At 42.0% G+C, this 13057-nt stretch carries 7 protein-coding genes and 1 tRNA gene; 2 read left to right on the plus strand and 6 right to left on the minus strand.

The features are described 5' to 3' along the window. Positions 1-878: hypothetical protein (locus tag Q0614_RS12425; RefSeq protein WP_298789074.1), on the plus strand; the 878-nt coding region annotated here is incomplete at its 5' end. A gap of 1857 nt (positions 879-2735) precedes the next feature. On the opposite strand, the gene Q0614_RS12430 is transcribed toward Q0614_RS12425, so the two are convergent. The 6 genes from Q0614_RS12430 to Q0614_RS12455 form a co-directional block, all read right to left on the minus strand. Beyond that, a complete protein-coding gene (locus Q0614_RS12430) occupies positions 2736-3962 on the minus strand; it encodes a tyrosine-type recombinase/integrase (protein ID WP_298789076.1) in 1227 nt (408 codons plus the stop codon). A 238-nt stretch (positions 3963-4200) separates the two neighbouring features. Beyond that, positions 4201-4277 (minus strand) — tRNA-Arg (locus tag Q0614_RS12435). Positions 4278-4290: 13 nt separating this feature from the next. Further along, positions 4291-4671 carry a response regulator gene (locus tag Q0614_RS12440; RefSeq protein ID WP_005869488.1) on the minus strand — a complete coding sequence of 127 codons (381 nt, stop codon included), beginning with the start codon at positions 4669-4671 and terminating at the stop codon, positions 4291-4293. A 14-nt stretch (positions 4672-4685) separates the two neighbouring features. Next, positions 4686-9239 (minus strand): ATP-binding protein, encoded by a 4554-nt coding sequence (locus tag Q0614_RS12445; protein ID WP_298789077.1) that lies wholly within the window; start codon positions 9237-9239, stop codon positions 4686-4688. Between the two features lie 165 nt (positions 9240-9404). After that, positions 9405-11207: an excinuclease ABC subunit UvrC gene (uvrC, locus tag Q0614_RS12450; RefSeq protein WP_298789079.1), complete on the minus strand. Its 1803-nt coding sequence runs from the start codon at positions 11205-11207 to the stop codon at positions 9405-9407. Continuing rightward, the gene (locus Q0614_RS12455; RefSeq protein ID WP_298789081.1) at positions 11188-11655 is read right to left on the minus strand and encodes a hypothetical protein; all 468 of its coding nucleotides are present in this window, start codon (positions 11653-11655) and stop codon (positions 11188-11190) included. Before Q0614_RS12455 ends, uvrC begins: the two co-directional genes overlap by 20 nt. Positions 11656-11877: 222 nt before the next feature. On the opposite strand from Q0614_RS12455, the gene guaA reads away from it, so the two are divergent. Then, a partial coding sequence (gene guaA / locus Q0614_RS12460) for a glutamine-hydrolyzing GMP synthase (RefSeq protein ID WP_298789083.1) occupies positions 11878-13057 on the plus strand: 1180 nt, incomplete at its 3' end.

Here is a 13057-nt window from a genome sequence, read left to right on the forward strand (position 1 = left end):
ACGCTAAGGCTATTATCTCTCAGATTATGAAGCAAGCAAACGGTATCGGAATATCAAAAAGTAACGTAAGGCGCAATAGTAAGCTTAAAGGACAAAACGGTCATACAAAGAGCGTATACGCTCATAGCATTAAAAGCATTCAAAACTTAAGAGCGGTAACTACTCAATATATAGAATTTCTTAAAGCTAGGCACGGTCAAAAAATAATGCAAAACATTAATGCCGGTAGTGCAAGAGAGTGGCTACTGCTAAAAGCAAATGAAATAAGCGGCGGAACGCTTAATACCTACATATCGGCATTGGCTAAGAGCTTTGATAATTGCAGTAAGCTAGGGCTAAACGTATCGGGAAAAGATATTACGGACATCCGCAAAGAGCTTAAGAAAAAGGGTATGAACCTTCGTAAAAGGCATTATAACAGAGCCTATGAAAATCCATATAAAATCATAAGCAATATGCAATTAAGCTCACTGTATTATATATCCGCTAAGCTACAATTAGAAGCAGGACTAAGACTAGATGATGCCATTAACTCAAGCAAATGGGAAATCAACGATGATGATAATAGCATAACCATACTAGGTAGTAAGAACGGCTTATGCTACAGTACTAAAAGGCTAAGCGATAAAACCATAAGGCAGCTAAAGCTTGCCAAAGAAGCAGGATACTATGCCCCAAAGGATACTTACGTAAAAGATCTAAAAGCAGCAGGAGCGGACAAAAGAGGAACCCATGGACTTAGATATAACTTTGCTCAAGAAAGATATGAGGAGTTACGCAAAGAGGGTATGAGCCATATAAAAGCTTTAGCTCAGGTATCTATAGATATGGGACATTCCAGAGTAGAGATAACTAGGCATTATTTGGTTGGGTTATAGTATAGGTGGATTGGTTTGATCACGGGATAGGCATTACTTAGGTTTGATTAAAAGCTGTGGTTGTATCCGCTTTGATCTTGCTATTGCTCGTTATAGGCACTTGGTTTGATTAAAGAGAGGGTGGATAGATAGATGCTTTCGACATTTAAAAGTCTTTTTTAATGCTTAATGATGCTTAGATGATTTAAATATCCTAAATATCTTTGATACCCCTGTCAATGCTCAAATTCCTATTAAAGGTAAGGCTGCGTATACTTAAAGCGGGGTTTTACATAAAATATCTATAAAGAGTATAGATGGAGGTCACTCTATCTGCTTGTAAGAGTAATGCTTTAGCAAAGAATGCTCCTAAAAGGAATAAAAGAGACGAGTTTAAAATTTAACTAGAAAGACTTTTATAAGAAAATATCCCTGCAATGGATAAAATGCTGATTCTGCGGTGAAATTTACGCTGCTTATGTATGGTAAAATATTTCTACAACGATAAAAGGCTGATTCGATGATAAATCTACACTACCTATGATATTGCAAGCATATCCCTACAATAGATAAATGGCTATCGATAAGACTATGAGCCATAGATCCATAATCCTTCCAATGGATAAAAGTCTATCCTATCCACTAGATATAGAAAATTCCATCTAAAAAATAACACCCCTACAAGGAATAATCGCAACGGCGGTAGCAGACGAGCAAATGCTCCGCTAGCGACGAGCGAGACAGCCCCGTAACCTTTAACGGAGGCGCTACCTCCACGCGGCTTTTCAGATAGTCCCCTTTTCAGATTTAATGCACTTAGGCAATAAATAAAACGAAGAAGAAGGCTATCTAGGGAAAAAACTCTAGGGGCAAAAAGACGTTACATCTTTAGAATTTAGTTAAAACAGAAGCTTTTTAGATTAATGTGCGAAGCTATAACGCACCTCTGCGATTTTTCTTATTACCCCAAACCGCCAGCGGGGAACTAAAGATTAAGAATGCTTGATAAACGCTTAGGCTTATCAATAAAACATTACCGATAACGTAACCCATCGAAAAACCGTAATATATAAACTTTAAAGGCTACTTCAAAAAGCCAAGAAGCTTTTTAATATATAAAACATTCTTTCTCCTTAGTAAAAGCGTTATAAGGATATTTTAAAAAATACCTTATGAAAACAATATAGCTAGAAAAGAAAAAAATGGTGTGAGTTGTTTTTAAAAGACGGAGGTTATTTTAATAAACTTGGGTCTAAAGGCAATGAGGCAACCTGGTAAACCGAGCATTAAAAGATATGAAAGCTAATATGCAATATGCAAGAAATTCCTAGTAAAAAGCATAAGGCTAAAAAAGAATGGGAATGCTTCAGAATTTATATAATCTATCGCGGCCCTATCCTCGCAAGCACTTACCTTCAGTATCAAAAGAAAGAAGGCGAGCGCTAAAAAGGAGGCAATGCACTTAAAAATGAGGGCGAGCGCTTAGGAGTAGTGATGAAGTAATATACGAGAAGGGAGGGAAAGTAAGTGCTTTTTTAAGAGGATAAGGCGGCTCATACGCCAATTACGGTAAGCTGTAGAATGACAAACTGTGGTAGGTTTTGTTTCAACTCCCTATCTCACCGTCTTTCCGCTTATCCGGAAATTTCTAAAGTACATAGGTATATAGACTCAAGGACGCTATCCATAGTAGGAATGTGATTTAAGGCTCAATTCTATACTTAAAGATAAAATTTAAGCTACCTATGGCATTATAGCATTTATGGATTATGGCGTTCATGGAGCGCGTAAGCTTCTCAATAGGTTTAGAATAAAACTCTGCAATTAAACTGCATAAAACTTCACAAGAAACCATCTCTTTAGCTTGCCTTTACCTTCTTAAAATTTAAACCCCAACCCCTTTAAATAACCTAGCCACCATGTTAGAACCCTACGCGTATTCTCAATATTCGTAGCTTTGTTATAAATCTTTTGCATCTCTCTTTGTGCATGAAAAAGGGTACGTTCAATGCTATAAGGATCCAGCTTGTTCTCATGGATTTTTTCATATGCAAAGGTTTCTAGTATCTTTCTAAAAGAGTGAAAAACCAATCTATTCTTAGCTATTACGGGAGCATAGGTTTTAAGCGCTTTAACTAGAGTCATATCGCTTAGTACCTCTCCTTGTGTATTGGCAAAGCATAGCAAGCAGCTACTATTATGAGCGTGTAACCTTTGCAGCCATTGCCCTACTTCTCTAGGAAGCCCCAGATGTTCATCCCCATTGCTTTTTACCTTATTCTCATCTTGTGGAAATAGTAAGTAGTATTCTCCATCATCACCTATTTTTAAATGCTCATGGGTTAAATTTCTTACATTTGAGCTTCTTAGCCCCGTAAGCAGTCCAAAGATCAAAGCATTCTTAACTCCTATTTGGTGAGGATAGTTCATAATAAATTTAATAAGTACGGTTAAATCCAAGTCATCTTTTATATATGGGTATTCGCTATGGCGAGGTATATTATAAAAGTCCTTAAACACCTCTTCTGCAAATAATGGATTTTTAGAAATATCTCTTATACGAGCATATCGGAATAGTCTTTTAATAAGTTTGAATAAAATTTCCAAGGAAGCGTACTTCTCATTATCGTAATAATAATCCAGTATCGGCATAATATCCTTTTTGCTTATCTTGTTTATATCTTTGTCACAAATATCCTTTAAAGCTTTAAAGCTCATATCTCGTCTTTTAGAGGTTGCTAATGCAACATTGCCGTTATGTCTGCGAAACTGTCTATAAACGCTTGCCAAAGTATTTTTAGCAGGGATCAGCTTGGCAGAATTATCTATCATTAAACCTTTAAGAGTTTCTTTGGCTTTGCTTAGGCTTATCTCATCTGCGTTGCCTAAAGACTTAATCAGCTTGCCGCCTATTGAGTAGTGATAGTGCCTATGGATTGTTTGCTCTCCCTTTTTAGTAAATGAGCGGTAAAATCTAACTGCTATATGCTCATCTATCATTTCTACCATAGTATTTTTGTGATAAGGCAGGGAGAAATTTCTGATCACTTTATCGGGATCTGTTTTAAAAGACGGATCGTCTTTAATTTTAGAAAAAACTTTCATAATTGCTTGTCCTTTAAAATTTCATATAGTTTCATAGGACAAATTATAAAAGTTTCCAAAGAGTTTAACAAGCTTAAGAGCTACTATACATTTTTTAATATATAGTAGTTTCTCTTAAACTACCTGTATAATCTAGCGTTTTTAGCATTTGAAATTTTTTTGAAAAAATTTGAAAAAGCCGTAAAACAGGGCCTTCAAAAAAATCAAAAAACTAAAAATAGGGGGAAAATTTGATAGATGGTGTCCCCGACAGGATTCGAACCTGTGGCCTCAAAATTAGGAATTTTGCGCTCTATCCTACTGAGCTACGAGGACAGAAATCGGCAATTTAATCGCCGATAATATTCATAACGTCGTCTAGTTTTTTGTGAAGATCTTTGTCATTGATGGGCTTTGTCATAAAGTCATAAGCACCTTTATTTAAAGCCTCTCGTTTAGCGGTCTCGTCCGTCGTAAGGACGATGACGGGGATATGAGCTATACTTTCTCTAGCGTGAAGATTATCTAAAAATTCCAGCCCATTCATCACAGGCATTACGATATCTAATAAAATCAAATCAACGGGCTGAACTTCGAGTACGGCAAGGGCGTCCAAGCCGTTTTTGGCTTGGAGTATGGTTTGGAATTTGCCGTATTTTTTTAGCATAACTTCAAGTAGCTTTAAATTTATAGCGTCGTCATCAACCGTTAAAACTTTCAAATCTCTCATTTAAGACCTCATCCTTATATATATTTTTGTGCGAGTTTCTCAAGACCCGACTTGGTAATATTGTAACTAGCGACTTCGCTAAATAGTGGATTTTCATCGTTGTCGTTAGAAAACAGAACTAGCTTAGTCGCAGGCGCTTTTCGGCGTAAGCTCTCTAACGCCGCTAAGTCTAGCCCTGCTAGCTTTTTATCAATCAAAACAAGCTTATAGCTGCCCGTAGCCGCCATAGAAATAAGCTGGTCGAAATTGCCCGCAATTTCTACGTCTTTATACTGGTGTTTTAATATGCTAGCAAAAATTTTACTTTCCATAATGTTTGCCTTACATATAAGTATATCTTTTGTCGGCACGCGCACACCCTTAGCTTTCACTACGTCATCGGAAACTATACTTTTTTTAGGAACTAGCTTCATTATCGTCTTTGGCACTTTGACAGTTTTAATGACCGTCTTAGGTACCTGGCGTTTGACAAGCTTTTTAACCAGCTTCTTTGTAGTTCCACCGGCAGGCGCTGCATCAGATCGTTTATCACCGATAAAATTATCTAGCATTTGGGCTAAGATATCCTTTTTGATCGGCTTGGTGCAGTATTCGTCAAGCCCCGCCGCCATAAATTTCTCTCTATCGCCCTTTAGCGCATTGGCAGTAACAGCCACGATCGGGATGTGGCGGAGATTATTCTCGTGCTCGTATTGCTTGATCTGTTTTGTAGATTCGATACCGTCCATAACAGGCATCGAAATATCCATAAATATGAGATCATAGTCGTTATTGGCTTTTCTGGCTTCTAGCGCCAAAAGTCCGTTTTCGACTATCGTCAAATTCATATTAAAGCTATTTAACGTATGCTTCATAAGCTTTTGATTGATCTCATTATCCTCCGCAATAAGGATTTTGGCGTTATATTTTCTATTGACCAAAGGTACATTTTCATCGGCAGGATTTCGCTCTACCGGCACTTCAACCTCTTCTTCGACTTCGACATCCTCTTCGACCATAATAGTTTCTTCCTGTTGCTCGTCTTCGTATACGGTGACGGGCACCTCGACCATCTCCTCTTCCTCAGGCTGCGGGATAACTACCGGTTCGACTTTTACGCTAACAGGCTCAATCTCGGGCTCTTCGACATGGACGTTTTGAGTAGCAGGCTCTGTCTTTGGAATAGACACCGACTCCGGCTCAATACTTGGCTCTTCGGCAGGAATATTTTGAGCTGCCGGTTCTACTACTGGCGTTACCGGTTCAGGCTCGATATTTGAAGGTCCCTGTTTAACCTCTTCAAGTTTTGGCTCGATAGGCTTTAGTTCAGGCTCAATTGCTACCGGCTCTGGCTCAACAGCGATAGGTTCTGGTTCAATTATCTTTTCAGCTATACTTTCAGGTTCTGAAAGTTTAACATTTGAAATTTCATCTTCATGAGCAGAAACACTTGAAGTATCAGGCTTCGAAGCTTTAGCGATAGGAATTTCAGGCTCGGTTTTAATGGCTACCGGAATTTCTTCTTCTATGCTTGGAATTTCAACCTTTTTGGCAGGCTCTTGCACCTTGGCGCTCGGTTTGATATCCGAAAGATCAATATCTATATCAGGAATTTCAATCTCAGCCTTAGGCGTCTCAACCTTAGCCTTTGGAATTTCTACTTTCGCAGGCTCAGCCTTTACTTCTTCTTCCTCTTTCTTAATCTTAGGAAGCTCTATTTCGATATCGGAAAGATCAATGCTAGGAGTTTCGGCTTTAGGAGCTTGGGTTTGCGTCGCATGTGTTTTGAGCCCCACAAAATCATCAGGAATTTCCAAAGATATAGGCTCATCGATATCGGCCTGGGCATCCTTTGTGCTTGAAGGCTCTACCTTTGGCTTTTCTGTGTGCGGAATTACTATTTCAGGAATATCAATATCGATCTTTGGTGATTCAGGCTCTGTCTTTTCAATCTTAATATCGTTCATAGGCTCGATATCTATAGGCTTAATGACCGGCTCTTCCACCTTAGGAGCTTCTTTTTTGAGTTCTTGAGCAATACTAGGCTTACTAACAGCCTCCTCTTTATGCGCAGAATGAGCCTCGGCATCATGCGTACGCCTTCTGCTTTGCAAGATAGCGCGTAGCTCGTCTGCTGACGAAGTAGTAGCATGTCGTAATTCATCAAGCTTATTGATGATAGGTCTTTCTTTTACTACCGGTTCTTCCATAATCATTTCATCAGCGACGATAGGCTTTTCTACCTCGGCATCCAGCTTAATCTCATGCGTCTGTGGAGCAAAATCCGATCTACTTAGAGCAATTCCGGATTTTGAAATTTTATCTAGCGTCTTAACGAATTTAGTTAAGTTAAAAGGCTCTGTGAGGGTAAAAATTTTAGAATTTGAAATACTAATACTTTGAAGCTCTTTTGGCTTAAGAGTCAAGATCGTAGGCATACTCAATATATCGCTAACCTCGCCGTAATTCTTAAATCTAGTGATAAGCGCGTCATATTTGTTATTATTTTGCGCTGAGCGGAACTGAGCGTTCGTATTAAATATCGAAATTTTACCGCCTAGCTTGCTGATATAGTTTTTAACGATATCATTATACATCGTATCGGCGCTATCGGCTAAAAGCGCGAAATTTAATCCTTTGATGCTTTCAAATACTGCGTCCGCATCAGTCTTTTGAGTCTCTTTAAAAGCAAGGGTGAAGTAAAATCTAGTACCCTTTCCTACGGTAGATTTGACCTGAAGCTTGCCGCCCATCATCGCTACGTATTTAGACGAAATCGTAAGTCCAAGACCTGTTCCGCCATATTTGCGTGTGATCGTAGAGTCGGCCTGAGAGAAGGCATTAAATACATTTGCGAGCTTGTCTTCAGAAATTCCTATACCGGTATCCTCGACACTAAACGTTACGATCGCCTCTCCTGGAGCTTTGCTAGGCTCTCTTAAAATTTCAACTACGATAGTGCCGTGCTCAGGCGTAAATTTGACAGCATTTGACATGAGGTTGATAAGAACCTCTTTGATCTTCGTAATATCTCCGTATAGGTGGTGCACGAGTGTAGGATCGATGTAGAGCAGGATGTCGATATTCTTTTCAGCAGCCTTGGCTACGTAAATTTCAACCGCGCTTTCGAAATCTTGGATAGGATTAAATAAGATATCCTCAAGCTCGACCTTATTGCTCTCGATCTTAGAGACATCCAAAATGTTATTAATGATCGTTAGAAGGTTTTCGGACGATTTTTCGATGGTATCAACGTAATCGCGCTTCTCTTCATCCAGATCGGTATTTTTAAGAAGCTCCGTAAAGCCGATGATGCCGTTAAGCGGCGTCCTGATCTCGTGAGACATATTAGCTAAAAAGATCGATTTTGCCTTGTTGGCATCCTCCGCAGCGCCCTTTTGATACGCAATCAGATCGAGCGCATCCTCGATAAGCGAATATGCCTTGTTAACGCCCTCACTGGTCCTAACGTCGATATGCTCGTGCTGATTCGTCAAATCGCCGATTCGGCTAAGCACGTTGCCGAGGTCGGTAACGTTCTGTCTTAAACGTCTTGTAATACCCAAGGCAAAAACGACCAAAATAGCCGCTAAAACCCATATACCAAGAGCGATAAATAGGTTTCTTAGCCTTTGCGCTAGGTAAGTATCGGCATGCGTCGCAAGCTCAGCATTGATCTTTTCAGAAATTTCGCTTAGTTTTTTATATTTAAGTGTAGTAGAGGCAAACCACTCTTGAAAAGGCACGCTATAATGTCCCTCGTCCGCTTCTTGCTGTAATGTGGCTGAAATTTTAGCAGTTTCTCTTAATGCGTTTTGAAATTCCTCTCCGTCTAGAATCTTTAAAATCGCGGCTCTAGCATCAGATTCCGGCAAGAAGTAGTAATTAGGGAGCGAACTAGATAGGTTGAAGCTAGCCCAAGTCCTTAGCTGCGCCTGATTCATCGCCTTGCTACCGATAATGTATTCGATAATATAGTCACGCTCCGATGCGGTGGCATCCATCGCCTCATAAGTATTAAGCAACGAAACCGTCCAAACGGTAATATTTGAGCTTACAAGACCCTCTCTTAGCACTCGTTGGATTGTTTTTACATCATCATCGAATTTTTGAAAATATGAGCTGAAAAGCTCACCGAAGCTTTTGCTTTGAGCATCGACATCCCTTCTTACCTGCGGAAGTTTGTCTAATAAACCGTCTATATCGGTCTCGGCAGCCAAAAGCTCGTCATTACCGGTGCCGTAAGCGAAAATATCAAAAATAGTCTTTTTTATGACGTTTTCACTGATATTTTTGCTTTCTTTATACTTTGCAAGCGCATCGTCGGTTTTTTTGCGTTGGCCCGATAGAAGGGTTCCCATACCGGGGTTTCCCTCGCTACCCAAAAACGCCGAAGTGATACCGCGCTCTTTATCTACCTGCTCTACTAACGCCGCGAGATTACTATTTTTAGCAATTTGCTGCTGCAAAATTCCCACTCTGGCGTAATCCTGCAAAGAGATAAACAAGAAATATGATGCAAACGCGAAAATCAAAAGTAACGGGATACCGCTAACAAGTCTCAAAGCACTTGTAGTATTTAAATTCATACAAAATCCTTCAAAGCGCAGCTTACGCGACGTTAAATTTTATTCAACCGGAGAAACGAAGTCGCTTCCGTCACGCTAGGCGGAGACGATTTAGCCGTCCTGCAAAGTTAATGGGTGATTTTACTAAACAAATCTTTAAATATAGCTTTTTGCGTTAGGTTTTCGTTAATGATTGTTTAAAATTTTTTCGGCGGTTTGGATATTCGTAAGCGATCTGATCTCATCGAAGCTCGCCGCATAAATGCTCTCAAAATCGCCGTAAAAGTCCAAAAGCTTCTTCAGGCTTCCCTTGCTAACGCCCAAGCTTAGCAGCTTTGAGCTTTGCAGATCGAGTTTGCGTTTGCTCTTTTGGTGAAATGAGATCGCAAAGCGGTGCGCTTCATCGCGCAGACGCTGAAAAAACTGAAGTTTCTTATCGTCCGTAGGCAGCGAAAAAATCCCGCCCTTCGTGCAAATTTTATCTTTCGCAGCTCCCTTTGCGCGGTGGGCTTTGGCGTCGATCTTTTCTTTTGAGATAGCGATTATATCGACGTTTGCTCCGACGCTACAGATTATTTCCTCCGCCAAGTTTAGCAGAGCCGTTCCGCCGTCGATGAGCCACAGATCGGGCGCGGCGAGCTCGTCAAATTTCAGCGCGCGGCTAGTTAGATACTCGCGCATCTGATCGTAGTCGTTATTTGAGCTAAGGTGCTTGTGGCGGTAGTTTTGCTTATTAAATTCGCCGTCTTGAAAGCTTATCATAGCTCCCACGGCCGCGGCGCCGAACATATGTGAATTGTCGAAAACTTCGATATTTACGGGCAAATTCGTAAGATTAAAATAATCCTTCAGCTCCTGCAAAAATGCGTAATCGTGCGTTTTTAGATGCTTTTTGATATTGATCTCGCAGTTTTGATATGCAATCTCGCAAATTTTACGCTTCTCGCCGATTTTTGGCGCGTAAATTTTAAAGGCTCTTTCATGCCGCTTGGATAAAATTTCGCATACCAGATCCGCATCGTCAAACTCGTCGTAAACGTAAATTTTAGCGCATGCCACGGGAGCCGCGGCAGGAAAGGCGCTTAAGATCATCTGCTTGTAGGCGTTTGCGATATCATCGGCGCTTGGGGCTTTGCAGTTGATTATATGCGAGCTTGAGGCTGAAATTTTACCCTCGCGTATGCTAAAATGCACGGCGCAGACGAGCCCGTCGCGTGCAGCAATCGCAAAGACCTCGAAATCATCGAGTTTTGCCAGATCGACCTCCACCTTTACGTTCATCTGCTTTAAAATTTCGATCGTATCGCGGATCTGCGCGGCTTCTTCGAAATTTTCGCTCTGCGCGAGCCGTGCCATCCGCTCCTGAAGCTGCGGCACCATCTTTTGCGGATTTTTCAGAGCTGCAAGCGCGCTCTGCACGATACGGGCGTAATCCTGCTTTGAAATTTTATCCTCGCACGGAGCGGCGCAGCGCCCGATCTGGTGGAACAAACAGGCCTTTTTGCCCTTGACGCAATTTTTCTTCTGCACGAGCGGAAACTGCATGTAAAGCGTCTGTAAAATTTCCTTCGCGCCGTGAAAATAGGGGCCAAAATATCTGATGTTTCTGCCCTTTATGATCTTTCGCGTGATCTCAAAGCGCGGGAAATCGTCGTCTAAATTTACGTAGATATACGGGTAGGTCTTATCGTCGCGCAGCAGGATGTTGTATTTGGGCTTAAGCTGCTTGATGAAGGAATTTTCCAGTATCAGCGCGTCGCTCTCGCTGGGCGTTACGATGTATTCTAAATGCGCCGCCTCGCTTATCATCTTGGCGATGCGCGCGCTTAAGCGCGGACTCGGCGCGAGGGCGGGCGTGAAAGAAAAGTAGCTTTTGACGCGATTTTTTAAAATTTTTGCCTTGCCGACGTATAGCAGCTTGCCCGCGGCATCGAAGTATTGATACACGCCCGGTGCGGCAGGCAGGCTCTTAATCTCCTCTATTAGCAAGGATCAGCCCTCTTATCTCTTCAAAAATTTTATAAATTTGCGGATCTTGGATTTTGTTTTTGAATCCTCCGTTAGAGCGCTCGGGCGAGAAAATTTCGCTGCTTCGGCGCATACTCATTTTAAAGGCTTGCGCGCGTCTTTTATTCATCACTCTATCTGCTACGAAAAATTTTATCTCTCGCACACCGCAAAGCTCCGCCGTCTCTCTAGCGGCTACGAAGCGCTTTAATACGTCTTTTATTAAATTTATATTACTATCGCGTTTTAGTTCGCAAAGCCCAGCCGGGTGCTTCGCGGCTATCATCAAAATGCCATCTTTGACGTAGATGAAGGCGATCAGCCTTTGCCAACTGAGCGGCAAAATCGCTAAAAACTCGCCTCTTTCTCGCATCTTGGCATATAAAGGATCTTTTCTGATATGAGCGATTATTTCTCTTGCATTTTCCATAGACGGATTTTAGCATTTTTTATCTTAGTTTTGCTTAGCGGCTGCGGATACAAAGCGCCGCCTTTTTATTCAGAAGACGAGCAGAGCCCTAGCGCTACCGCCCAAAATACGGACGCTAATAGCACGAGCGGCGATAGAGGTGGCGTTAGAATTTTACGTGATAAATAGCCTACTTTTAGCTTTGCTTTGTTATACTTTTAAAAATTTTTACAAAGGAATTTCATGCAAACGGCAGACATTTTAGTGCTGGACTTCGGCTCTCAATACACCCAGCTGATCGCTAGGCGCTTGCGCGAACAAGGCGTTTACACCGAGCTGATCGCATACGACGCGCCGATCGATAAGATAAAAGCCAAAAACCCTAAAGGTCTTATTTTAAGCGGCGGACCCGCTAGCGTTTACGCCAAGGATGCGTATTTTTGCGACGATAGAATTTTTGAGCTTGGAATTCCGATTTTAGGTATCTGCTACGGCATGCAGCTCATCGCGCATAAATTTGGCGCCAGCGTCGTGCCTGCGGGTAAAAAAGAGTATGGCAAAGCCTCTTTGAAACTGCTTCGTGCCAGTAGGCTTTTCGACGGCGTGGGGGATAACTCGACCGTATGGATGAGCCACTCGGACAAGGTCGAGAGCCTGCCGGAGGGCTTTGAGGTGATGGCAAGCTCGGATGAAAGTGAGTGGTGCGTATTCGGCGACGAGACCCGTAAAATTTACGCGCTGCAATTTCACCCCGAGGTTTGTCACAGCGAGTTTGGCGATAGAATTTTAAAAAATTTCGCTAAAGAGATCTGTGGAATAACCAGCACTTGGAATATGGGTAGCTTCGCCAAAGAGCAGATGATCAAAATAAAAGAGCGCGTAGGCAGCGCCAAAGTACTTTGCGCGGTAAGCGGTGGCGTGGATAGCTCGGTCGTAGCGGCGCTTTTGGCGCATGCGGTGCCGCAGAGCCTGATAGCGGTTTTCGTCGATAACGGCCTGCTCCGCACTGGCGAGCGCAAGGCGGTAGAGGAGATGTTTAGACTAAAACTCGGCGTGAGCTTAGACGTAATCGATGCTAGCGAGCTATTTTTAAGCAGGTTAAAAGGGGTGGTCGATCCGGAGCAAAAACGCAAAATCATCGGCGCGACCTTCATTGAAGTTTTCAGCAAAGAAGCGGCAAAACACAAAAACGTAAAATTTCTAGCCCAGGGTACGCTCTATACCGACATCATCGAAAGCTCCGTCGCAGGCTCAAGCAAGACGATCAAAAGCCATCACAACGTAGGCGGCTTGCCGGATCACGTGGACTTCAAGGAAATCATCGAGCCGCTCAGAGACCTTTTCAAAGATGAGGTCAGAAAATCCGGGCTGGAACTTGGAATTCCTGAATACTTGGTGTTCAGACAACCGTTCCCGGGACCGG

Origin of the sequence: uncultured Campylobacter sp. (assembly GCF_937997595.1) — a bacterium.
In the GTDB taxonomy this organism is placed as follows: Bacteria; Campylobacterota; Campylobacteria; order Campylobacterales; family Campylobacteraceae; genus Campylobacter_B.